Here is a 22,611-nt window from a genome sequence, read left to right as displayed (position 1 = left end):
GGGAATGACCCTGCGGCTCCCCGGTGATCTGGCCTCCTCCATCCGCGCGGCGGCGGAGTCGGCCGGTCTTGAGTATGAATGCCTACGCAGTTGGCCGAAGCGGACCGCGAAAGCCGACTCTCCAAAAGCCGCCGCGACATTCTGGCGGAGCCCTCCTGGGCCGCCAGCACCGCATCGCCGGCCTGGAGTGCGCCTCATCCAGCTCGGAGCCGGCTGGGGAGCCGTACGCGCCCGCGCCGACGCCCTGGCCGATGCCACCCCGACATCGAAGGGCTCCTGCGTGAACGGGACGAATTCAGTGAAAAGTCCTCAGACTCAAGTCCAAGGCACGCGAGACTGAGCTGCGCCGCGCGCAGGCCGAGAAGGCGGTGCGCGCTGCTGAAACGGCAGCTGCGCAGTCTGGAAGAGACCGCGGAAGCCGATGAATCAGCGGAAGTGTTTCCTCACTCTGTCCCCGGCCCGGGGCGCGGGACCAGGCAGATGCCGCGGGTCCTGCTCGTGGACGAGCACCTCAACAGCCGCATGGTGATGAAAGCCGTTCTCGACCCCCTCGACCAGGAAATCGTCGCCGTCTCCTCCGGCCGGGAAGCGCGACGAGTACCCCTTCGCCTCGACGAACCAGGGCGCGGCGAAGACCACCAGCCGCGACTGGGGGTGGGCTTGGGTGCCCGAGGGGGAGAATGACGAACAGGGCGACCTGATCGCCCGTTTCTGCGAGGGCCAGCGGGTCCTGAACGGCGACGCCTTCTGGGTCGAGATGTAGGAGGGGTTATGCCCCGGGGGGAACGGAGCGGGTGTTCGTCGCTGAGGGGCGGTACTGCATCCGTGGGGAGGTCTTCGGAGCCCTGGAGCGGCCCGCCGCTTCCAACGGACTGGTGGACTCCGTCCCCGGGGCAGGCTCGCCGGCCCCGGCGGCTTCGCGATCGTGCGGACGGGGACGGACACCGGCGACATCCTGCTGACCGTGGACGTCCGCGACACCACCCCCGAACCCCCTGAACTGGCGGGGTGGGAGGAAGTCGTCGACGTCAGCCTGACCCTTCCTGGCGATGATCCCGGCGTAGCGACAGCAGGAGAGGAGGACGAAGAGCGGGAAGACAGCAGACTTCCCGACTTCACCCACGCCCGGCCCGGCCCGTTCCGGGTGCGTGTCCATGCCCGCGGCCGTGACGACGGCGACCGCCTCGACCCGCAGGACGACGACGAACCCGTCGAAGAGCACTACATCCTGGCGTGGCCCGCCCCGCCAAGTCCTTCATACGTGCACAAACGGACAGACCTCTTTGGTGCTGAAATCCGGTCTGCCGGGACCGTTTGACCTTCTTGCCAAGCAGGAGGCGGCCGTGCGCAGGGACCGGCCGTGCGTCGTCCGCCCATGGAGATGGCAGGGCGGACACCGCGCACCCCGTTCAGCCAGCCATAGCGTTTCGGGGGCCCATACCGAGCATGGGCGTCAAGGGGGCGATGCTTGGGGGGGGCGGTCGTCCAGGACGGTGGTGATCTCGCTTCCTTCCGGGCGGGTGAGCGTGGCGGTGCCGACGGCCCTGGCGGGTGCGGCGGTAGATGGCGCTCGCCGGGGGCCCAGGCTGCCAGGCCCCCGCTCGGGGGAGGCGGTGTCCAGGATCGTGCGCATGGTGACCAGGACCGCCAGGAGCGACCGGCCGGAGAGCCGGGTCTCGATCTGCCGGTCGTCTGTCTCCCGGACGCTGTCGGGGCTTCCCGCCCGCAGCTCACGCCCACTCAGAGGTCGGCGAGCGCTGCCGCCCGTTCAGCCACCGGCTTGGTGCGGCGGGTGCGCTGGTTGGCCAGCCACACCCCGAGCTTGACGTCGCACCCCTGGCCGCCGTCGCTGGGGAGGTCTTCACGTGCCTCGGGGCACCGTCAGATCCCCGTTACGCGCCCAGTACCGCTCGGCGCGCCCCGCAGGCCCACAGCACGCCCTCCAGACTGCCTGGGACGGCGCGACGGGAAGGTGCCGCCCCAAGCATCGCGAGGCGTTCTCACCGCCCAGGAACGGGCGCCGTGACCGGGGCACGGTCCTGCCCCTCGCCTCCCCGCACCCGGAAGACCCTGATTCGACCTCCTCGGACGTCTCCTGAGCCACTTCGCGAAGGCCGAGGGGCCACCGGGTGTTGGCGCTCCAGCGCACACCGGCCAGAACCCTCAGCTCCAAGTTCCGCAACGTCGGTAAGGTCGGCGCCGATCAGGCAGGCGTCGATGAAGCGGGTGCCGGCGAGGTCGGCACGGGCGAGGTCGGCACCGGTGAGGTCGACGCGGATGAGGTCGGTGTTGGCGGGGTGGCGGGTGCGGCGCAGGAGCTGGTCGAGGGCGTCGGCGAGGCCGGCCTCATGCTGCTCGCGATCCCCTGCGTTGTTCGACCTCGTCCTGGACGTGGCGCCGGATGGCGTCGTCGAAGGGCTGGTGGATGTGGCCGCGGTGGATCCACGGGATTTCGTGGAGCTTTCCGTCGGTGAGGCGGACGAGGATCTGGCGGGCGTCGTGGGGGCTGTGGTGGGTGGACCTCCCACTTGCCGTCCCTGGCCGTGACCGGGGGAGCGCTGGCTGCGGTGGGGGCCGAGGATGTCGTGGTTGTAGGTGCGGTAGCCGAGGCTCGCGTCCGGTGATGGGCTGCCGGCGCACCGGCAGCAGTTCGAGGTCAGTCGGCCCCGCTCAGCGGGACGGGTACGTATCCGCTGATGGTGATCAGCGCGGCCCACATGGCGACGTCGACGGCGATCGTCAGCTCCGGCCGGCCCAGGCTGCCGTCCTCCAGGACGGCCATGATGTCCAGACGGGCGGTGCCGATCTGCACCTGCTCCCCGGGCCGCTGCACCACCGGCGCCGACGATGAGGCGCGGGCGGGTGCGGTGCCGGGTGCGCGCCGGGCGTCCCGGACGGCCGGCCGGGTCGGCCGGCACACTCACCAGCCGGTAGAACGTCGAGCGTGACGGCACTCCACCACCCCGCGCCCATGGGTGTCCTCCAGGACCTGCCCGACCAGTACCTGCAGTCCCTTCACCGTCCCCTTCGACCGGCCCCGCTGGCGCCGCAGCGCCTCCAGCACCGCGGCCACGACCCGCTCGTCGGCATACCCCGCCGGACGACGCCCACGGGCCGGCACCACGCGCTTGTCGGCCAGCCCCCACAACCCCTGCTTCCGGCAGGCGTACCGCATCCGCTCCACCGTCGTACGCGTCACCCGCGCGAAGCCCGGCGCCGCCAGCTCCTGCGCCTTGGCCGCGTCCCGCTGCGCCGGCGTCCACCGCTCGGGGTCGTACTGCGGCCGCATCGTCTGGCTGTCACGGCCACCCTCAGGGTGGCCATCCGGTCCCGCCTCCCGGATAGGGGGCAGCCAGGCTCCCGGATAGGGGCAGCCGGGCCGGCGCCCGCTGCTGGGCTGCCACCGGAACGGTCTCGAACAGCCCCCACCGCGGCACTGTGTCCGGTGCCCGCGCGCCCACCACTTCGAAGCCCGGGTCGGCGAACAACCGCCCCAGCAGGAGGCTCACTTCGGCGCCAGTCTCCTGCAGCAGGTGGACCCGCGGCCCTTGCAGGACGGCGACCTGCCAGGTCCGTCCCCGGCAGGTGAGGTGCGCGCCGGCCTCCACCACCGGCCGCTGGCTCCTACCGTGTGTGCCGCCCACCGCACTCGCCCCTTCCCCGACCGCCCCCGGCGCCCAGCCGCTTTCCGACATCCCCACCACTGCGTTCTGCGTCAGCGCAGACCAGCGCCCCCCTCGCGCAGCGGCTCATCAAGAGACGCGTCAGATGCCCGCACCACAGCGCGTGACAGACAGCCGGCAGCACTTGCAGAGGCTCACCCACCGCGGCTGCGCCGCCGGCCGGCGGGCAGGACACGGCGAATACTTCGGCCGGCGCGGCCCGCAGCCTGGGCGGGCCCTGACCGCGTGGGTGGCGGTAGCCGGCCGGCCACCGCAGATTCGCCGCCACCACCGCCGGGGGCGGCTCGAGGCGCCGGCAAGCCCGGCCCACACGCGCGCGCACGCTGCTTCCAGGACCATCCGCGCCCGCTGCGCCCTGTCCTCCGCCGGCGGCCGGGCTGGAGGGGCAGCCGGCGAGCAGGCCGGTGCCGTCCGCGTACAGGGCGAAGAGCTGCGGCACCCAGGAGCGCACCCGCCCGTCGGGTTCCCGCCACAGCAGCCGTACCGGACGTGCGGCCAGGCCGGTCACGTCCGGATTCCGGTCCAGGACCATCAGCTGGGTGCGCATCGCTGCCGAACCGTGTACGACGTGCCGTCCGGTGGTCGCCGACCACCACCAGTCCGGCCCCCACCACCAGTCCGGCCCCCACCGGCGGCCCGGAACGACCGGAAACGCGGATACCGGCGCCAGGTTCTCGAACCGCACCGCCGCCGCCTGATCCCACGGCAACTGCGTCAGCCGCCCGGCGGCCGTGACGAACGCGGCCTCGATTCCCGCACCCTCGGCCCCTGCGGCAGCCTGCTGCACCCGCCTGCCGTGCTCGTGCCCCTCCACGCTCAACAGCCAAGTCATGGCGGGCTGCTGAACGCCGTGATCCGGATCCGCCACCCGACGGGTGAACGGCGCCCGCGATGCCGAGTTCCTGTACCCGTGGTCAGACCGGGAAGGTTCTCAGTTCCTGCAGGAGCCGCTGCCGGCCGGGCAACAGGCGGGGCGGTGCTGACCGGCCCGCTCCGATTCCACGGCACACAACGCCGAGACCAACCGCTACCGGGGATTGCCGAAGGCCGACCGCGCCGCCCTTCTCGTTCGCGTACGCGAGATGCCACCCTTCAATCCCGTCGCGATATCAGCGATTCAAGCTCAAAAAGAGCAAATAATTGCTAGAATCGGCCGTCATGATGAGTAGTGAGGAGATGTTGCGGGCGACGGTGGCCGCGCTGTTGTCGCGTACGGGTGAGCGGCAGGCCGAGCTGGCCGCCGGAATCGGGCTGAGCCCGACGGGGCTCTCGCGTCGTCAGTCCGGCCGCGCGACATGGTCGCTGGAGGACGTGGACCGGCTCTCAGCGCACTGGGGCATCGCGGTGCCGGATCTGCTGGGGGGCATCTCGCACGCGGTCGAGTGCCTGCCCGCCGACCGCCTCCCCACCAGCGCCCAGGCCACCACCTCCGCGCCCAAGGCGTCGGCCGCCGGTCAACTCCCTCTTCCTGCCGGGCCGGAGGAGTCACCAAAGGTGTCACCCGCCCCTCCCGACACCGAGCCGGACACTCCGCCCGCTCCGGCCCCCGAGCAGCAGCCGGCCACCGCCCCGGCCACTGCCACTGCCACTGCCCCGGCCCCGGCCCCGGCCCCGGCCCCGGTGCCGGTCGCTGCCCTGCCGGCTGCGCCGGTGGGTGCGCCTGTTGTGGCGGCGCCGGATCCGGGGCAGGCCGGCACCCCGGAGCCGTGTGTGCTGTGCGGCAAGGGCACCACCGCCCGCGCCGCCGGACAGCCGCAGCACATGTACGGCCTGTGCGTCGGAGGCCAACTCCCCACCACCCTCGCCCCGCAGACGCCCCCCGCCCCGGCACCAGCCCCCGCCGCGTCGGCCGTCACTGACGCCGGAACGCCGCCGGCGCCTTCGCCGTCTCCTCCGCGCCGCACAGCCGGCTACGCCGAAGGCGATCTGGGCACCACCATCACGGCAACGGTCGCGCGGGTGCTGCGCGAGCACGACGGCGACACCGACGCCGCCCGGGCCGCGCTCGTCAAACGCGCGATCCCCGACGTGATGGCCCTGTTCGCACAGTCTCGCGCCACCGGCCGCTACGAGCACAAGGACTTCCCCCCGACCGAGGACATCCTCAAGAAGCGGACCCAGAAGGGCGCCGACGCGATCTGGGAGGGCCGCCCCAAGTGGCACAACACCACCCTGGTGGCCGCCGTGAAAGCGGGCGACCACGCCGCCCTCGACATCACCGCCCTGGACGCCAACGCCGCCTACCTGTCCGCATGGAAGACCCGCCTCCCACTCGGGCGCCTCGTCCACGACACCAGCGGCCTCCACGACCCGAAGAAGGCCGGAGTGCACCTGATCATCCCACCCGCCTGGGACCACACCGACCTCCCCTCACCCCTGGGAGCACGGATGGAACCCGGCGACCTGTGGGTGACCGAACCGACCCTGCGCCTTCTCCAACGCTGCGCGAAGGACGGCCTGTGCGAGGCCCCGGTCATCCGCGAGTCCTACGTGTCCGGCAGCACCGAGGGACTGCTGGAGAAACTGCGCCGGACCCTCGCGGAAGCCCGCGCCACCGCCATCGCCACAGATGACACACTCACGGTCGAGTACATCAAGGCGATGTACTCCAAGTTCGTCTCCACCATCGGCGAATCCTCCACGAACCGGGAGATCCGCCGCCCGGACTGGATGCACATCATCCGCTCCCAGGCATTCGCCAACCTCTGGCTGAAAGCCCACAAGGCCCGCACCGGCGGGCTGACGGTGGTGCAGATGTCGGGCACCGACGAACTCCACATCGCAGGCGACTGGAAAACGGTATTCGCCGAGGGCCGGGGACTCGCGGACATGAAGACCAAAGAGACCTACACCCTGGGGGGTAAGCCGTGAACCAGTCAGAGCGCGAGTGGGGGATCTGGCGCAAGTACGGGGCCCGGGGCATGCGGGGCGGGGACGCGCTCGCCCACGAACTGGAGCGCATCGTGCGCGCCCACGGCATCGCCTCCCTGGTCACCTCCCGGCGTGGCCTCAACGCCCGGCTGCGGTACCTGGACAGCCCGGCCGGTGCCGCCGCGCTGCGTGAGGCCGGGGTCCGGCCGCGCACCCTGCGCGACTGGCGGGCGGGCCGTACGACTCCGTCCCGGGCGAGCCGGGAGAAGATCGAGGCCGCCTACCTCGACCGCCGCCGCGACAACCTGATCCGCTCGGGCTGGATGAAGCGGCACCTCAACAACCAGGGCCGCGGCTCCCGTATGGAGATCTACCCCGTGGACCAGTCCGCCGTCCCGGAGAAGTACCGGCGCCCCAACGTCCAGGACCGCACCATCCAGGTCCGCTACATCTGGGACGACGCCGTGGACGCCTGGCAGGCCGGGGACGCGGACACCCTCGGCGAGATCTGGGACGACGTCATCGCCGACCTCGACTCCGACTGGGTCGCCTACGCCTACGTATCCGGCATCGGCATCAACGCCTGAAACATCCTGACGCTCTCCAGCAACTGCGCTCCGCCGCGCTGACGATGCACGACGGCCCGGTGGATGCCGCCGACCGAACAGACACAAACGCTGCGGCGCCAGGTATGGCGGCCGGCGGAACGAAGGATGTTCCTTCGTAGGCCGCTCCGGAGCTGAGCAAACTCATCTTGCGCCGTCGACCAAGGCGGGCTCGATTTCCGTTCCTCGTCAAGACCTGCTCAGGGCCGGGCGGCCGACCACTGCCTGAACGAAGCAGGCAGTGCCGCCAGGACATCACTCTCCTGCGGGGTCCACGCCAACGCGCCCCTCGCAGCGGCGGAGTCGATGACCTCGTCACGGTCGAAAATCCGGTACACCGGCTTCTCGTCCTCAACCGGGGCGAAGGCCAGGGCGTCGGCGCTGCCGGCCGCCCGGGCAGCGGCTTCGGCGACAGCCAGCGGGGCCGCGGGATGGGCGTCGGCCAGCAGGTAGGTGCGCCCGTCGTGCTCCTCGGGCGCACGCAGTACCGCCGTGTACGCCCGCGCCAGGTCCTCGACGTGAATCCAGGACCACACCTTGTCCCGCCGTCCCCGGTGCACCGGCCCGGAGGATCGGGCCTGGCGGAACCAGTCCCCGACGATCGAACCGCGTGCATCACCGCCGTGCACCATCCCCGGCCGCAGCACGGTGTGCGGCAGCCCGGCACTCCGCAGTTCGGCTTCCAGCCGAGCACGGAGATTGCCGTTGTCGACGGGGGTCTGAGGCGTCAGCACCGCATGGGCGTGCTCACCGTAGACCGAGCAGCCGGTCGTATACACCAGGTGCTGGCGGCGACCGGCGTCGGCGAGAGCGCCGAACAGAGCACGATCGGCGCCGACGGGATCATCCGGGTCGAAGGCGGTGTGGACCACGGCGTCCGCACCGGCGAGCATCCCGCTGAGCACGGCACGGTCCGCGAGACGTCCACGCAGCGGCCGGACACCAAAGTCCCGCAGCGCCCTCGCCCTGTCCGAGCCCGGATCCCGCGTGAGGGCAAACACCTCATGCCCCGCCTCGGCCAGAGCAACCGCAACCGCATTCCCGACATAACCGGTTGCCCCTGTGATCAGTACACGCATCCCAAGAGACTAACTGTTGCGGGCCAGGAGGTTGTTGACGTGAGAGCGACTACACAGCTTCGAGTCCTTCAGCCAGAGCAGTTGACAAGGCTGAGCAGCACGGTGGTGATGGCCGATCGGGCGCTTTCAGGACTGATCGTCCCGCGAGCGGCCGCATGGCCAAGTGCGTCCGCGGCGCCTATGAATGCGATCGCTGCTTCCTCGTCGAGGTCCGCGGCACCGTCGGCGCTTCGCATCCCTTGTCGGCAGATGTCCACGTAGCGGCGTTCAGATTCCCGCCTAGCCTTCTCGAGGTCTGGTGTGCCGACCAGCGCGGCCACCACTCCACCGAGTTCGGCGCCTTGGGAGACCATGCACGCAACATGAGCCGTCGCGATCGCTTCGACCCGCTGCCGTAGATCCGGCGGAGTGTGCGCAATCGCAGCACGCAGGTCAGCGAGGTGTCGATGGTCGAAGTCCTCATACAGCGAGAGGAGAAGCGCCGAGCGCGAGGAGAAGTGATCGTAGACGACGGGTTTGGAGATCCCTGCCCTGCCGGCCAGGTAAGCGAGCGTGAGCGCGTCTGTACCCTCAGTGGCGATGACGTCACGGGCAATGCCGACGAGCTGGGCTCGCCGGTCGGCGCTGGAGAGTCTTCGCCCGGTCATGGCCAGCAGTCTCTCACCCGCATGTAACCTACTAGTAGTAGGTTACATGCGGGTCAAAGGAACTCTCGATGCACACATTGCTGGTCGCCACGAACCCAGACCCCCAGTCCCTGACGCATCACGTACTCGGAAGAACCGAGGCAGCACTCCACCCCGCGTCAGTTGAGGTCGCCGACCTGTCCAAGGAACGGTTCGACCCCAAGTTCACCCTGGCGGACCGCCGGGCATATCACGAGGGGGACAACTATCCAGCCGACATCGCCAGTGAGCACCATCGCCTCGAACGCGCCACCGACCTCGTATTGATCTTCCCCGTGTACTGGTGGTCAATGCCTGCACTGCTGAAGGGGTGGATTGACCGTGTCTTTATCAACGGCTGGGCCTTCGAGTACTCCCCGACTTCGGGTCTGCGACCGAAACTTCAGACACTCACCACGCACCTTCTGCCCATCGCCGGCGACGACTCGGGCGCATACGAGCGCCATGGGTACGAGAAGGCAATACGGACACAGATCGAGCACGGAATCATCGACTACTGCGGCAGCCGGCGCGGCGCCACAGCATTCATCCACGAGTCCGAGCAGGATTCCCCTGAGGCCACAGCGCAGAGCGTCGACCAGGCGGTGCGGACCATCAGTGGAGCCATCCATGCCCGCTCGACGCGAGCATGACCACGCATCCGAACGCACCTTTGCCTGCCGAGGGACGTCGACGGCTGATCGAGCACTGTCGGACCCCTCCGATCACCCCTTGTCGCCGCCGAGATGGGAATCTCCCGGGCATGCGCGTCGAAGTGGGTGAACCGGTGGCGCCGTCACGGAGACCTCGACCTGCTCGACCGCCCCTCGACCCCGCACCGCAGTCCGCGTGCGACACCGGCGTGGGTGATCGAGAAGACCGAACCCTGACGGCGGAACGAGAAGTGATCCGCGCAGCGGATCACTCACGAGCTCGCCGCACCCGGGCACACGCCCAACCGCCGTACAATCACGCGGCACTTGACCAAGCCGGGTCTGGGACACCGCCGGTTCCTCGGTCCCTGCGGTGACAGCAACCGGGAACCGGGCAAGACCACCGCTCGCTGGCCCGGGCACATGGCGCATCTGGATGCGAAGAAAGCCGGCCGGATTCCCAAGCGCGGCCGGCCCCGGCGCCGCCCCGACACCGTGCTCGGTGACCGCGGCTACGACCACGAGAAGTACCGCAGCCTCGTCCGCGTACTCGGCGTGAAGCCACTGATCGCGCGACGCGATACCGAACACGGCTCCGGACTTGGCACCCAACGCCGGGTTGTCGAACGCGCCTTCGCCCACCTGCACTGGTACCGCCGTCTGCGGATCCGCTGGGAGATCCGCGACGACATCCACGAAGCCTTCCTCATGCTGGGATGCGCACTCATCTGCTGGCGACGCCTGTCACAGTCGACCCGAGTCCTTGTCCTCCTGCAGTAGCCATTCCCTGACCGAAGGAACCCGGTCGAGCAGCTGACTGACCTGCATGCCTTCTTCGCGCGAGGTCACCCTCGGCAGCAGGGCGAAGTCTTCGGGAAGCACGTCCAGATAGCTCACCACGCGGTCTCCCGCACGCAGAGTGGTCAACAGCTCGCACCGCAGCTGACGCGGAACGTCCGGCAAGCTGTTCCACAAGACCGGCCACAGGTAGTGGGCTCCGTCATGCGCCGCATTCGCTTGCACCCACGCCGGGTCCAACCGCGAGTTCAGGCTGAGGGCACACGCGCGCTCCTCCAGCCTGAACAGCGAGGCCGAATCGATGACTTTCACCTCGCGAGGCAGCGGCGGATCAAAGTGCATCACCCCATGCTGCCCGACGACACCTCACACCGGGCAGTCGACCCCAGAAAGTCATTCCGTTAGGAGTTCTAAGGCACAGCGCCCAAACGAGTGAACCTCCGGGTAGTGCAGGCGTGAAGTACGCACATCTCGAGCCCCCAGCGCACAACCCGAGCCGGGCCACTCCGTGGCAGGCCGAAGTGCGGCGGCTCCCTTGTCGTTTCGGCAGCAAGCTGGGCGGCCCCGTACTGCCGTTGAGGGTGCAGTGCCTCGACCAGGTTCGCGACGTCCTCGCCCGTGCGCGTGGTGAACAGGCCGCCGGGCGGGAGGAGCGGGGCACCTTGGACGGTTCTCATCGGCCGAGAGACCTGCGTCCTGGTAGTCGTCCGCGAAGCGGCAACACGCGGCAACCGTCCGCAGAAGCGGTGGTTGCCGTGGTGGTCCAGCACCGTCGCGCCGACCTGTTCGAGCTCGGCCAGCCAGCGGGCCCTGTCTTCGTCCGTGCGGCGGGGCCGGGCGCCGAAGGCGACCAGTCTGCGCCCCGCTCCGAGGTGTCCGGCTTCGTCGGCGCGGATCTTCGACTGTGCCCGGTCCGAAGCGCGCGGGTTCCAGGAATCTTGATAGGCCAAGCCCTGGAACCCGCTCGTGAGTCGCGACAGCCGCGCCAGTTGGCAGGCGGGTTCTCGGCTGCACGCGCCCCCGAACTTGCCTGCTCGTGGTTCACAGGAGCACTGCGCCGAGTGTCCTCCAGAACCACCGTGTCCTGGACATCGATGCGGAGCGGCACAGTGCCATCGGGACGGACGAGCTGTGCTTCCGTCGTGTCCAGATCCACGGACACCCCGACAGCGCCCGTGTCGGGGTCCAGATAGGTGAACACCGTCACGCCAGCGACCTCGATGCAGGGCAGGTCATCGTTGCCGGCCATCGGATGGAAGACGGCCTTGAAGTTGGCTTCCTCGCACCCCTTGGCGTCACAGGAGTTGCCGGGCGGCACGATGCGCGTCCCGGCACGGCTATCGATCTCTTCTTCAGGCGGTAACCCTCATACCGGCTGTTCCCGCGGTTGGGGCTGTAGTAGAGCTGAACGGCTTCGCCGAAGCGGGCGAGCCGTTGTGCGAGCTGTACGGCGGCCGTCTCGCGGTCGTGATCTGTGGCGTGGTTCGCCGCGGGATCCCACTGGGCGGCAGCGTGCAGCAGCTCGGGCAGTCCGGCGTCGAGCAGCGTCTTCAGGGCGTCGGGGGCGGCGACCAGGGCGGCGACGGCCGCACGGGCGTCGGTGACCGCCTCGGCGGCATCCTGCTGAGAGTCGACGTCGGTCGGGCTGTGCGGGACGGGGAGACCGGCGATGAGTGCGTGGCGGTCGTAGATTGGAAGTCGGTGTGCGTCCAGGTTGCGTGCAGGGTGGGCTCTCCTGGTGTCACGCCAAGGGGTTCGTAGGTGACCGGCAGGTCCGGGCTGTCCCCGAAAGCACGGCCCGCCGCACCTCATCACGAACGAGTGTTCTCCGGCTGGCGGAGCGCATCAGGCGCGGCGGCGAGGGAGGCGGAGATCGTCCGACGGAAGCGAAGATTCTCCTTCCGTCTTTTCCCGCAAACTTAGAATTCCCTAAACCGTATTGCCTTTTCGCAGAGCAACGGGAACCCTTTCGAAGTGAGGCAATCGCGCCTCGGGCGGCCCTGGGGGCACGGCTGTCACGCGTGCTTTTCGACTAGGAGTCGCAAATTCGACTCAGGGGGAAACCATGAGGATCGGAAAATGCGGCAACATTGGTGCCGGCGTTTTGCTGTTAGCGGCACTGGGCGTCCTCGGGGTGCCTACCGCGCAGGCTGATGACCGCGTGACGGCAAGTGAAGGTTCGCCGGCCATAGCAGCGGACTGGCACTACATCTACACTGCGGACGAGGGGGACACGGGAGGACAAGCTTCAATCCAGTTCGACGGCGACAAAGTCAAAATATGGGATCGCCAGGACGACGGGAAGGATGTGCAGTTGGACGTCTGGAACGTCAGCAACGATCCCGACACTCACGAGTACCGGCTGCGAACCGAGACCGGCTACGGAGGCACAGGGTCCGTGGACGCCGGTGATGGTCAGCCATGGAACCTGGCCGAAGGGGACTGCTTCCGCTTCCGCATTCGGCTGGTGGAGCCTGAGACCAAGGACGACGTAGTCCCAGGCTCGACATATTCCGAGCAGGTGCGGAACCACAACTCAGGCGGGGCGCGCCAGTGCAGCGGTGTCGAGTGAAGCTCGCGCCAGATGACTGATCACCGGTGAGTGCATTCTCCGGCCACGGGTGATCAGCCACCGGCTCAGCCTGGGGTGCTCCGGGAACCGAGGGCAGGACCCCGGGCTGGCCGGCTACGCGATCTGTGCACGGGTGTCCCACCGCAACCTGGCACGCCATCACCGACACCCACCAACCCACCAACACCGAACCAGCACACCGCAGGTGGGCTGTTACGGTGACCGCATGACGACGGACGCCGTCTCACCGGCGATCTCGCATCGGTACCCAGGGCCGAGTTCGCCTTCCCCGGCCCGCTGCGCGACCAACTCGTTGCGGCGATCCTCAACGGTTCCAAGACTTCCACGACACACTCGTCCAGACAGAGCAGGTCAACGCGTCCCTAGCGGGCGATGGTGCGGGCGAGGTTTCCTCTCGTCCGCGGCCTCGGCGAGTTCGTTCACCAGGTTGACGGTGGTGGTGTAGCAGACACGGAATCCCGCTTCGGCGATCGCGGTTCCGATGCCGATCAGCAGGTGGGACTTGCCGGTGCCGCTGTCACCGATCAGGCAGAGCGGCTGGTTGGCCTTCGCCCAGGCCGGATCGGCCAGCGTGCCCACCAGTTCCGGGGTGACGTTCGGGTTCTCCGCGAAGACGAAGTCCTCCAGCCGCTTGGGCCTGGGGAAGTTCGCTTCCCTGACCAGCCGCTCCTTGCTCGGGCGCCGTGAGGTCGAGCGCCAGACGGGCCAGAGCCATGGAGCCGTGCACGCAGCCGCCCGAGCAGGAGACCAGGGCGCTGCGCGGGCCTCCGCGCCGCGCATACAGGGCGTGCCGGGTGGGCGAGGCGAACTCCTTGGTATGGACGGCGGCTTGCTCCGCGTCCGGGCGGTCACGTAGAAGCCAGAAGCCGGTCGCCTCCCCCTCGTCGAAGGCCCGGCCCATCGAGACCCCAGGAGCGTTGCGCACCTCGCGAAAAGAGACAATGACTGGTTCAGCACCCCACAGGGGTGTCAGGAACAGTCGTTCGTGTCCGGCCGCCGGGTCGCTGAAGACATGCCTCGGGTCCGGCTGGAGGGGGACGGAGCGGGCCCGCAGGACGGGGGTCCCCCGCGGCCACTCCAGTTCGGCTCCCTGCAAGTGCTCTCGCTGGACCGGGCAGGAAGAACAGGCACCTTCCATCGTGCACCGCCCGTACCCGCCCCACCGCTGACGGCCGGTCATGCTCTCGTACAGCGTGACGTACTTGGTCGGGAGCAGCCCGCACTGGTCGCGAGGACGGCCCACGTGTGCGTTCAGGGAAAGCCGGTTCCCCCCGTGGTCGGGGCGGTCCGGTTCAGGCAGATAGACAGGCATGTAGTCCTCCGGTCGTGACGGGACGGGCCGCCCCGGCGCCGTGGCGCAGCCCGCCGCTGATGGGCAGCGAGCCTGGGAGCGCGCCCCGGCGAAAGCGTTCAGAAGAGGGCAGGTGGACTCGGGAACGGGGGGGCGGGTGCGGGCGGGTGGGGGCATGTGGAGCCGGTAGCGCGGGCTGGCGGTGGCACGGCGCACGAGCTGGGGGGCTCCGGCGTCGAGCCAGCGGGGCGGGTAGAGGGCGCGGACGAGGGCCCATACGCGGGCGCTTTCCTGGCCGGCGGGACCGAGCAGGGGCAGGAGGGTGCGCCACCCGGGAAACGCGTGGTCGTGGGTGTCCTCGACGGCGGCGCGGTCTGCGGTGCGACCGGTGCGCTCCTCGTCCTCCCAGGTGCAGGCGAGGCAGGCCCCGCGGTACTCCTCGGCGTCGTCGCTGGTGCGGCGAGTAAGACCGTGTCCTATGTGGTGAGGCGGACGTTGGTCTGTGTATGGGGCGGGGAACGTGGAGTTGGATTGTTCCGGACGGGTTGTGGGAGGTCGCGAAGCCGCTGATCCCGGCGTCGAGAGTCCGGCCGCAGGGTGGCGGGACGCAGGACACGCCTGATGAGACGGTGTTCGCGGCGATCGTCTATGTACTGGTCAGTGGCTGTGCCTGGCGGTCGTTGCCGCCGTGCTTCGGGATATCGAAGTCGACGGCCCATCGTCGGTTCGTGATCTGGTCGAGAGCGGGCGTCTGGGGCCGGCTACATGAGACTGTGCTGCACCGGCTCGATGACGCCGGCCTCATCGACGTCACCCGTGTCGTTCTCGACTCCGCCCACGTGAGGGCGAAAAAGGGGGCGAACACACAGGCCCGTCGCCTGTGGACCGGGGCAAGCCGGGTTCGAAGATGCACGTTCTGTCGGACGCGAACGGACTGCCCCTCCTCGTCGGCGTCTCCGCCGCCAACGTCCACGACAGCGAAGGGCTGAAGCCGATGGTGGCCGGTCACCAAACGAGACACGACCCTGATCGAGGCCGGTACTTCAAACCTCAGCGGCTGCACGCCGACAAAGCCTACGACCGGCCAGACCTGCGCAGATGGCTGCGCGGCAAGCGCATCGGCGTCCGCATCGCCCGCAAAGGCATCGAGTCCAGCGAGCGGTTAGGGCGCCGCGGATGGGTCATTGAACGCGCCATGTCATGGCTGACCGGCTACCGACGCCTCAACCACCGCTACGAATGCGACCCGGGCAACTACCTGGCCTTCCTCGGCCTCGCAGCCGCCCTGTGCTGCTACAAACGACTCATCCGCCTCACCACATAGGACACGGTCTAAGGGCCGGGTGCCCGCACACATGCGGTGCCCGAGACCGCGAACCGGGAGGGGATTCGATGGAGACGCTGACAACCGTGACGGGTGTGCTGGGGTTAGTGGGCGTGGCGGGGGTGCGCGCGGCCCGCGCGTGGATGTGCGCGCGCACCCGTCTGACCGCCCTCCGTCTGGACCCGGCGCACGTCGCCGCCCGCCAGGACGCCACGCTGTCGGGCAGGCTCGTCACCTACGAGCGCGACTGGCGTGCCGCCGCCACCGACCCGAACCAGAACATGGCCTCCTGGACGCGCCACGTCCAGGAGGCAGCGGAGGAAGCCATCGAGCGCCTGCCCTCCCGCCGCCCCAGCGACCGATTCGAGATCCTCAACAGTGTTCTCTCCCACCTCGCCACCTGCACCCGCGCGGCACGGGAGGCCGCCGCCGCAGCACCCGCCGAGCGCCCCCACTCTCCCGTGGACCGAGAACCGGTCCAATCGCTGTCAAATCAGTGAGCCACTCCGTTGGCCTGGCAGGATCGCACACGGGGGGATCCTGAACGACAGCACTGGGTGAACGCGCAGCCGACTGCAACGATCACTGAGGATGTACGGTCGTGCCGAGGCTGCGCTGAAGCCCGAGTCGCAGAAGCTGTTCACCGAGCCGTGCCTGCACGGGCTGCGCGCCAAGTTGTGCGATGGCGCGCAAGGGGGGCCGGCGCTCCCGAAGTGCCGGAGCGAGTCGCCGCATGATGCGGCGGTCGCTGCTGGGTGGCACGAGGCGGCGTCCTGGGCCGGGCAGTGGGAAGGGCATAGATCACGGCAGAGACTTTTTGAGCTCATTGACGAGCAGTCCTCGTTGATGCGTCGACAGAGCTCCTCTTTTGATCCGGGTGGTCCCAGGCTCGCAGAAGGGGGTGAAGCCTGCGATGAGAAGATCCAACTGCTGTGGGTATCGACGGCCCAGCTCTTGGCGAGCGGCATGCTCCGCCTCATGCCAGGGCTTCGCGACGTCTTCTTTCCGCTGCGCGGCAACCCGGCCCAGCTGCCGGACGTGCATCTGGCACTCGCGCCACCGCTGGCCCAGGGCACGGATGAACCTGCGCCGGTTGATGAGCGCCCAGGCGTCCTCCTCCTTCAACGAACGCACAGCCTTCATGTCGAGAGACGTGAGTTCAGTGGTGAACACTGGCTCAAGTCCGGCCAGTTCACAGTGCCGGTCGCGGAGGTGTTCCAAGGCTCCGGCCCATCGGCGCAGGAGCAGCGGGTGCCGAAGCTCGTCACAGCGGTCCTGCTGGTGGGTGGTGTCGCCGGCCGCCAGGGAAGTGAGCTCGTCCGGCGGCGCGGACAGCAGAGCCTGTATTCTCCCGCTGTCGGACGGCGCGTCGATCAGACCTTTTGTGACGGCATCCTCGATGGCGTCAAAAACGTCACGGTAGGACACGTGGTAGAACGGATGATCCGAAGGCAGGCCGCGCCGGGCCAGTTCCTGTGCTCGTAGTTCTAAGTATTCCTCACGGTAGTGCTTGGCCAAGATCGCCAGGGCTGCGAGCCGGGCATCCTTGAGATGCTCACCCAGCATCTCCCAGCCCTGATCTGCGCGCCTTGCTTTCAGAAGCCCGTTGACCTGTCCCATCCGCTGGAGAACGACGCCCCCACGGCGTTTCACTTTCGTCAAGCGCGGATCACCGGTAAATGCCATGCGCTCGATACTCGACGCAAGTTCTCCTGCGCCCGCGTACAGGGCGTCAGCCCACTGCTCAATCCAGTCGTCGCTGTTCAGAGCCTCGGAAACAGTGGAGTCGACGCGACCGTCAGCCTCGGCAACGGCCGTTGAGACCAGGACATCGAAGTCGACCTCCCACCAGCGCTTGAGTTCGAGGTAGGTCATCGCGCGGATCTCGTGGATCTTCAGGTATCGCGGCATGCTGGGCTCTCTTTGATGAGCGCTCCCGGTTCAGGACCATGATGCGGGAACGCGTTCGGAGGCGGACTCGTACGGCCAACCACTACCCTCCCGACGGCCCCTTTCCTCACCTGAGCGGGGAGACCCGCGCCGCTGCCCTCGGCGGTCGCCGAAGTCCAGGTCGGGCGGATCATCATCGACCCAGCCGGGCACTTTGACCAATATCGAACTAAGATTCGATCTATGAGTGGGTGGCGTGCCCGTGCGGGGCCGTGGGCGACCCTGCCCGACGGCCAGCAGCTTGACGTCATCGTCACCGCCCGCGAGCGCACCTCGGACGGCCGGGTGGTTCGCCTGTGAGGCCATCCTGCCCACCCGCTACGAGCACGCCGACCGGCAGAGAGAGGCGAAGGCCGCACCGACCCGGATCACCGTGGCGGCAGACTCCATCACCCCGATTCCCGGCGAGCGCTACGACGCGGTGCCGACGAAGGGTGCGGACGGCAGTGGTTGGCGGTGCGTACTCGGGGTGTGCGGAATGAGGCGCCGCAGTGGTACGTGCACCGGAAGGACTGCTGGCAGGCCCGGGGCGACTGGAAGAGGCGGCTGGTGACGGCGGCGAAGGCGCCGGCCCTGCTGGCGGACATGAGCGCGGCCCGGGTGTGCGACGTATGCCGCCCCGACCGGAAGCCGCGGACCTGGTCGGCCTCCGCCGAGTATGAAGACCGCCGGGATGGATAGCGCAGGCTCTCTGTCTCAGGCTCTGGCGAGTGCTTGGCGCAGGTCGCGGGCGGCGGATTCCTGACGGTTCCGGGCAGGGATGCTGCGGTAGAGGTCGGCTGCGCGGGTGTGGGGTGAGGCCCTTTCGCCATCCGGAGAGGAATTCGGCAAGCGCCGTCGTGGCAGTGCTACAGGCCCGCGCGGCGTCGCCTTCCCGTAGCCAGCAGGCTGCCGCGTCGATGTGCAGCAGGCCGCGCGTCATGCTGCTGGTCGGAGCGGAGAGCTCAAGGGCACGGTCCTGGCTTGCGCGTGTGGCTCTATCGACGTCACACGGTTCTGGCTCAACTTCCGTGCAAGGGCAACTCTGAGTGACGGTTGGCGGCTGCCGGGTGGCGCGAGAAGCAGACCGAAAATAGATCGTGATCGTCGCGGTGGGGCTGACAGTCTCGCCCGTGAGAGAAGTTGTACTCCGGTTGCAGGAGCTGTTGTTACCGGCGATCGCGGACGTCGCGGTGCTGTCGGTAGACGTCGATATCGCGATAGTCCGTGTTGACGCGCAAGGCACTTCGCCGGGCGCCGCCTGCCCGCAGTGCGGCATCTCGTCGGCTCGGGTTCACAGCTCCTACCTGCGGTTTCCTGCCGATGTCCCGAGCGGTGGGCGAAGAGTCGTACTCCGCCTGCACGTCCGGCGCTTCCGGTGTCTGGACAGGGTGTGTCCGCGCCGGACCTTCGTCGAGCAGATACCCGGCCTGACCCGGAAGCACGGCCAGCGCACCGAGCGGCTGCGCTCCACGCTCGCTTCGGTAGGTCTCGCCCTGGCGGGCCGGGCCGGTGCCCGACTGTCCGCGGTTCTGGGCATCTCCGTCAGCCGAAGCACGGTCCTGCGCCTGGTCCAAGCCCTGCCAGAACCGGATATCCCGTCTCCTCGGGTGGTCGGCGTCGATGAGTACGCCACCCGCAAAGGCCATGCGTACGGCACCGTGCTGGTCGATGTCGAGACCCGGCGACCGGTGGACCTGCTGCCCGACCGGGAGGCGTCCAGCGTGGCCGGGTGGCTCTCCGCCCGTCCCGGGATCGAGGTCGTATGCCGCGACCGTGCGCCCTTCTTCGCGGAAGGCGCCAGGGCCGGGGCGCCACAAGCCATCCAGGTCGCTGACCAGTGGCACTTGTGGAGCAACCTCGGTGATGCTGCCGAGCGTGCTGTCGCCCGCCATCGCCAGTGTCTGCGCGTCCTCCTGCCCGAATCGGTCGGGAAGGAGGACACGGACGAGCCTGTGCTGTCAGGGGAGACTCCGGCCTCGCCGTGGAAGAGTGAGCGGTTCGCCAACCGCATCCGGGCTAGACACGTCACCGTCCACGCAATGCTCGAAGCTGGCCACAGCCGCCGTTCCATCGGTTGTCAGCTCCATATGACACACCGAACAGTCAAGAGCCTGGCTGACGCCGCCAGACCGGAAGACCTGTTCACTGGCCAGTACCGGTTCAATCGAGCCACGGCCGTTGACGAGTACAAGCCCTACCTCGACAAACGCTGGGATGAGGGATGCACGAACGCCTGGACGCTGTGGGAGGAGATCATCCTGCTCGGCTACAACGGCAGCTACGGCATCGTCAGCGCCTACATCAGGAAGAAGCGCACTTCACCCCGCCCTGTCACCGCCCAGCCGCCAACACCTCGCGCTGTCACCCGGTGGATTCTCAGCCGACCAGAGGCCCTCACCGACACCGAACACACCCGGCTGAAGGAAGTCCTGGCCGACTGCCCTGAACTCGAAGCCCTCACCGGCCACGTTCGGTCCTTCGCCGAGATGCTCACCGAGCGCCAAGGCCACCGTCTCCCGCAATGGCTCGACGCCGTCCGCAGCGACAACCTGCCCAGCCTTCACACCCTCGCGGCCGGCATTGACCGCGATCGCGACGCCGTCATCGCCGGACTCACCTTGCCCTGGAGCTCTGGCGCAGTCGAAGGCCATGTCAACCGGATCAAGATGCTCAAGCGTCAGATGTTCGGACGGGCAGGCTTCCAACTTCTTCGCAAACGCGTCCTATTTGCGTGACAGAGAGTGGCCACGTCACGGAAGTTGAGCCAGAACCACTGGTGGTCGATAAAGCCAGCATCAACGCCTGAAAGCCAGCGGTGCTCTCCGGCTGCTGCTTTCCACCGGTGTTCATCGCCTTCGGGCTGGTGTACTTCATCCTGCTGAAGATTGACCAGCCCTCGGGCCTGGTGCTGCCCCCTGAGTGGCGATTCCGGCCCGGGACCTTGCGGGGCGCATGGTAGTCACGAGCCCAGTTGGTAATCGGCCGCAGTCGTTGCTTGGGCAAGGTCTGAGAGACGCCGTCGCCCTACGCCGACCGGGGTTGTGTCTGGTGGGGTTGTCGTGTGTGGCGTATTCCTGGAAGGCCGCACTGGTACAGGGTGCCGAATGCTCGTTCGAGTCTGGGGGGTTGCGCGCAACGTGCTGTCGGTGGGGTGCAGCACAATGATCCCGGCCCGTCGGGGCTGCTGCTGAACATGGCGGTGGCCCCCTGTGTGCGAGACAGAGGGCCACCTTCATGAAGCACCTCACGATGACCTTGGGAGGCCACCATCAGAGCTACTCCTGAGCCTACGGGCTCGCAGTGTCAGTGCAGTAACTGTCATCGGCTGGACAAGCCGCCCTTCGAGCTGGAGATACCGGGACCTCTTCGCCAGGGCAGGGGGCGTGGGCTGCGTGGAATCGCGGCAACCGCAGCTGACGAAGCGACCCGCGTCGCGGTCAAACTCCTGGGGAACGGGGCACTGCTGGCGCTTGGGTACTGGTACAGCCAGCGCTGAACCTCATCGTCGCCGGAGCGCCCTGTCTCTACTTCTTGGGCTCTCCGGCATGGCGGTCCGCATCTGGTCGTTGAGTTCACCGTCGACTTCGTTGCAGGACGACCGCGACATCGTTTTCGTCAAGGAGCACGCCGGCGGCAAGATCCTGAGTCTGAGGAGTGGCGGGCCTTCGTGAACGAGGTGATCATGATGCTGAAGTTCGACTTGATGCCTCTGTGGCGTGTGCTCGGGCCGCTGTGGTCGGGGCTGGCCGGCTGCTCATCCAGCGTCGGGCAGAGAGGTGGGTGGTGAGCGTTGTCCGCGCGGTGTGGCCCTCACAGCGCTCCAGTTGATGTCGTGGCGCTCCTGGAGCGCGGTCAGGTCTGCGGCGCGGTAGAGGGGCACGCAGGGTGCTGCGCTGCGCCGCTGGTGCCAGGAGCGGACCCACCGCACTGGGGTGAGGAGGCCGGCCCGGACGAGGTGCTGGACGTCGACCTCGCGCACCCCGAGCCGTTCGGCTACCTCGTCGCGGAGCAGCTGCTCGCCGTCGTGGCCGGCGCGTTCGACGGCCACGCGGTCGGTGAGCGCTTCGAGGTCCTGGCCGTCGTAGGCGTTGTTGCCCTTGTAGGGCTCCACGGTGCGCAGGAGCCCCTGCCGGGCCAGCTCGGCCACGGCATCTGGCGTCACGTCCATCCCGAGGCGTTGGGTGAGGTGTTCAGCGGCGCGGACGGCCCCCATGTCCGGCACCGAGCCGGCCGCTTCGACAACCTCGTCCAGGCGCGGGGCGATGTCCTCGACGGTCGCCCTCGACCATCGGCCACGGGCTCGGTCGGGCGCCGGCACCCGGTCGAGTCGGCGGGCGCGGTCGAATTGCCACTCCGGGATCCCGAGGTGCTCAGCTAACTGACGGGGCCCCAAACTGCTGGGCGTCTTATGGTGCGCCATTTCTGTTTCCCTTCCGTCGTGTTGCGGAATTCGCTACCAGTCGAGCGAGGGGCCTGCCATTCGACCGTCGTAGGAACTCGGCCCTTCTCCTCGTACAGAGGCGCTGTCGTATTCGCGGGTGCGGAATTCGCAAGAGCAGGGCGCATCCTCATACATGCTCTTTTCGCAATCCTCGTTCAGGTTGTCGTGTGCCATTTGTTTCCCTTTCCACGGCTCGCCTACAGCGCTTTCCTGTCTCCCTTGGCACTGGATGGCAACCCACTGGCAAAGAAGTCGCTTCTTACGCGTTTTTGAGGCCGTTGAGACCCCTGTTCCGGGGCCTGACTGAGGTGTTTTCCAGTGGCGGAGCCACTGAGTGGTGTAGACCTCTCTGCAAGGGATCCGGAAACGGTTCCGGTGACGTGTCGTCAGGTTTCGGGGGTTGTGGACCATCGTCGGGCGGGTACATACTGTAGCGGTACGGGAGCGTGAGCGGCCACCGGTTCGTCCAGGCCGGCACCGCGCACCGGGGGTGGGGACCGGACCCCCGACCAGTCCCCTCCCCACCAAAACCCCACACCACATGCACAAACAGGCAAGGCCAACCCTCACCCTCCAGCCCGCGTCTTTTGCCTGAACCCGCACACCGCCAACCACCGCACCACCCCGCCGTCACCGAAGGTGACGGCCCCACCGGACACCCGACTCAGCGGCGCGG

Annotated in this window: 22 protein-coding genes and 4 pseudogenes; 13 read left to right on the top strand and 13 right to left on the bottom strand. The window is 68.3% G+C overall.

Going from position 1 to position 22,611, the window contains the following annotated elements; all coding sequences use genetic code 11:
* Window positions 1–426 precede the first annotated feature (426 nt).
* Entirely contained in the window at window positions 427–639 is a 213-nt protein-coding gene (locus tag OHB04_RS00120) for a hypothetical protein (protein ID WP_326806463.1), read from the bottom strand.
* A gap of 4 nt (window positions 640–643) precedes the next feature.
* Between OHB04_RS00120 and OHB04_RS41620 the strand changes: the two are divergent.
* Window positions 644–763: pseudogene (locus OHB04_RS41620) on the top strand (hypothetical protein); the annotation flags it as partial.
* Between the two features lie 162 nt (window positions 764–925).
* Window positions 926–1,318 carry a hypothetical protein gene (locus tag OHB04_RS00115; RefSeq protein ID WP_326806462.1) on the top strand — a complete coding sequence of 131 codons (393 nt, stop codon included), beginning with the start codon at window positions 926–928 and terminating at the stop codon, window positions 1,316–1,318.
* A 682-nt stretch (window positions 1,319–2,000) separates the two neighbouring features.
* Here OHB04_RS00115 and OHB04_RS41615 read toward each other — a convergent pair.
* Window positions 2,001–2,279 carry a pentapeptide repeat-containing protein gene (locus tag OHB04_RS41615; RefSeq protein ID WP_442815066.1) on the bottom strand — a complete coding sequence of 93 codons (279 nt, stop codon included), beginning with the start codon at window positions 2,277–2,279 and terminating at the stop codon, window positions 2,001–2,003.
* Window positions 2,280–2,370: 91 nt separating this feature from the next.
* Between OHB04_RS41615 and OHB04_RS00110 the strand changes: the two genes are divergently transcribed.
* Window positions 2,371–2,547, top strand: a complete 177-nt coding sequence (locus OHB04_RS00110; protein WP_326806461.1) for a hypothetical protein — start codon at window positions 2,371–2,373, stop codon at window positions 2,545–2,547.
* A gap of 109 nt (window positions 2,548–2,656) precedes the next feature.
* Here OHB04_RS00110 and OHB04_RS00105 read toward each other — a convergent pair whose 3' ends face one another.
* The 4 genes from OHB04_RS00105 to OHB04_RS00090 all read right to left on the bottom strand — a co-directional run bounded on the left by OHB04_RS00105 (window position 2,657) and on the right by OHB04_RS00090 (window position 4,515).
* Window positions 2,657–2,836 (bottom strand): hypothetical protein, encoded by a 180-nt coding sequence (locus tag OHB04_RS00105; RefSeq protein ID WP_326685688.1) that lies wholly within the window; start codon window positions 2,834–2,836, stop codon window positions 2,657–2,659.
* Between the two features lie 84 nt (window positions 2,837–2,920).
* On the bottom strand, window positions 2,921–3,289 hold the full coding sequence (locus OHB04_RS00100; protein WP_326806460.1) for a hypothetical protein: 369 nt from the start codon (window positions 3,287–3,289) through the stop codon (window positions 2,921–2,923).
* 22 nt (window positions 3,290–3,311) lie between these two features.
* Window positions 3,312–3,611 carry a hypothetical protein gene (locus OHB04_RS00095; protein ID WP_326806459.1) on the bottom strand — a complete coding sequence of 100 codons (300 nt, stop codon included), beginning with the start codon at window positions 3,609–3,611 and terminating at the stop codon, window positions 3,312–3,314.
* Window positions 3,612–3,624: 13 nt separating this feature from the next.
* Complete coding sequence (locus OHB04_RS00090) at window positions 3,625–4,515, bottom strand: TnsA-like heteromeric transposase endonuclease subunit (RefSeq protein ID WP_326806458.1); 891 nt, start codon at window positions 4,513–4,515, stop codon at window positions 3,625–3,627.
* Between the two features lie 326 nt (window positions 4,516–4,841).
* Here OHB04_RS00090 and OHB04_RS00085 point away from each other — a divergent pair, with 326 nt between their 5' ends.
* Together OHB04_RS00085 and OHB04_RS00080 are read left to right on the top strand one after the other, a co-directional pair.
* The gene (locus tag OHB04_RS00085) at window positions 4,842–6,554 is read left to right on the top strand and encodes an acyltransferase (RefSeq protein ID WP_326806457.1); all 1,713 of its coding nucleotides are present in this window, start codon (window positions 4,842–4,844) and stop codon (window positions 6,552–6,554) included.
* Between the two features lie 50 nt (window positions 6,555–6,604).
* Window positions 6,605–7,141, top strand: coding sequence for a hypothetical protein (locus OHB04_RS00080; RefSeq protein ID WP_326809371.1), 537 nt, complete (start codon window positions 6,605–6,607; stop codon window positions 7,139–7,141).
* Between the two features lie 218 nt (window positions 7,142–7,359).
* On the opposite strand, the gene OHB04_RS00075 is transcribed toward OHB04_RS00080, so the two are convergent.
* The gene (locus OHB04_RS00075) at window positions 7,360–8,238 is read right to left on the bottom strand and encodes an NAD-dependent epimerase/dehydratase family protein (RefSeq protein WP_326806456.1); all 879 of its coding nucleotides are present in this window, start codon (window positions 8,236–8,238) and stop codon (window positions 7,360–7,362) included.
* 68 nt (window positions 8,239–8,306) lie between these two features.
* Window positions 8,307–8,885 carry a TetR/AcrR family transcriptional regulator gene (locus OHB04_RS00070; protein WP_326806455.1) on the bottom strand — a complete coding sequence of 193 codons (579 nt, stop codon included), beginning with the start codon at window positions 8,883–8,885 and terminating at the stop codon, window positions 8,307–8,309.
* Between the two features lie 68 nt (window positions 8,886–8,953).
* Between OHB04_RS00070 and OHB04_RS00065 the strand changes: the two genes are divergently transcribed.
* Window positions 8,954–9,556, top strand: coding sequence for an NAD(P)H-dependent oxidoreductase (locus OHB04_RS00065; RefSeq protein ID WP_326685682.1), 603 nt, complete (start codon window positions 8,954–8,956; stop codon window positions 9,554–9,556).
* A pseudogene (locus OHB04_RS41610) lies at window positions 9,553–10,336 on the top strand (transposase). The gene OHB04_RS00065 and the pseudogene OHB04_RS41610 overlap by 4 nt, the downstream one beginning before the upstream one ends.
* On the opposite strand, the gene OHB04_RS00050 reads toward OHB04_RS41610, so the two are convergent.
* Entirely contained in the window at window positions 10,301–10,696 is a 396-nt protein-coding gene (locus tag OHB04_RS00050; RefSeq protein ID WP_326685681.1) for a hypothetical protein, read from the bottom strand. The pseudogene OHB04_RS41610 and the gene OHB04_RS00050 sit on opposite strands and share 36 nt — an antisense overlap.
* Before the next feature lie 1,723 nt (window positions 10,697–12,419).
* On the opposite strand from OHB04_RS00050, the gene OHB04_RS00045 reads away from it, so the two are divergent.
* Window positions 12,420–12,926, top strand: coding sequence for a hypothetical protein (locus tag OHB04_RS00045; protein WP_326685680.1), 507 nt, complete (start codon window positions 12,420–12,422; stop codon window positions 12,924–12,926).
* Between the two features lie 226 nt (window positions 12,927–13,152).
* Window positions 13,153–13,277: pseudogene (locus OHB04_RS00040) on the top strand (ASCH domain-containing protein); the annotation flags it as partial.
* A gap of 21 nt (window positions 13,278–13,298) precedes the next feature.
* Here OHB04_RS00040 and OHB04_RS00035 read toward each other — a convergent pair.
* Both OHB04_RS00035 and OHB04_RS41605 read right to left on the bottom strand, forming a co-directional pair.
* Complete coding sequence (locus OHB04_RS00035; protein ID WP_326685679.1) at window positions 13,299–13,727, bottom strand: ATP-binding protein; 429 nt, start codon at window positions 13,725–13,727, stop codon at window positions 13,299–13,301.
* Between the two features lie 709 nt (window positions 13,728–14,436).
* Window positions 14,437–14,730 (bottom strand): annotated as a pseudogene (locus tag OHB04_RS41605) (DUF6349 family protein); the annotation flags it as partial.
* Window positions 14,731–14,744: 14 nt separating this feature from the next.
* Between OHB04_RS41605 and OHB04_RS00030 the strand changes: the two are divergent.
* A protein-coding gene (locus tag OHB04_RS00030; protein WP_326685678.1) for an IS5 family transposase occupies window positions 14,745–15,562 on the top strand; the annotation gives its coding sequence in 2 pieces (ribosomal slippage) (window positions 14,745–15,087 and window positions 15,087–15,562; 819 coding nt in all).
* A gap of 68 nt (window positions 15,563–15,630) precedes the next feature.
* Window positions 15,631–16,062 (top strand): hypothetical protein, encoded by a 432-nt coding sequence (locus tag OHB04_RS00025; protein WP_326685677.1) that lies wholly within the window; start codon window positions 15,631–15,633, stop codon window positions 16,060–16,062.
* A 301-nt stretch (window positions 16,063–16,363) separates the two neighbouring features.
* Here OHB04_RS00025 and OHB04_RS00020 read toward each other — a convergent pair whose 3' ends face one another.
* Complete coding sequence (locus OHB04_RS00020) at window positions 16,364–17,473, bottom strand: hypothetical protein (RefSeq protein WP_326685676.1); 1,110 nt, start codon at window positions 17,471–17,473, stop codon at window positions 16,364–16,366.
* Between the two features lie 495 nt (window positions 17,474–17,968).
* On the opposite strand from OHB04_RS00020, the gene OHB04_RS00015 reads away from it, so the two are divergent.
* Entirely contained in the window at window positions 17,969–18,193 is a 225-nt protein-coding gene (locus tag OHB04_RS00015; protein ID WP_326806454.1) for a DUF6233 domain-containing protein, read from the top strand.
* 431 nt (window positions 18,194–18,624) lie between these two features.
* On the top strand, window positions 18,625–20,229 hold the full coding sequence (locus tag OHB04_RS00010) for an ISL3 family transposase (RefSeq protein ID WP_442815065.1): 1,605 nt from the start codon (window positions 18,625–18,627) through the stop codon (window positions 20,227–20,229).
* A 1,019-nt stretch (window positions 20,230–21,248) separates the two neighbouring features.
* Here OHB04_RS00010 and OHB04_RS00005 read toward each other — a convergent pair.
* Window positions 21,249–21,914 carry a hypothetical protein gene (locus tag OHB04_RS00005; RefSeq protein ID WP_326685672.1) on the bottom strand — a complete coding sequence of 222 codons (666 nt, stop codon included), beginning with the start codon at window positions 21,912–21,914 and terminating at the stop codon, window positions 21,249–21,251.
* Window positions 21,915–22,611 lie beyond the last annotated feature (697 nt).

Origin of the sequence: Streptomyces sp. NBC_01775 (assembly GCF_035917675.1) — a bacterium.
Taxonomy (GTDB): Bacteria; Actinomycetota; Actinomycetes; order Streptomycetales; family Streptomycetaceae; genus Streptomyces.
Note: the sequence above shows the minus strand (reverse complement) of the source record. Positions and strands in the feature narration are given on the sequence as shown.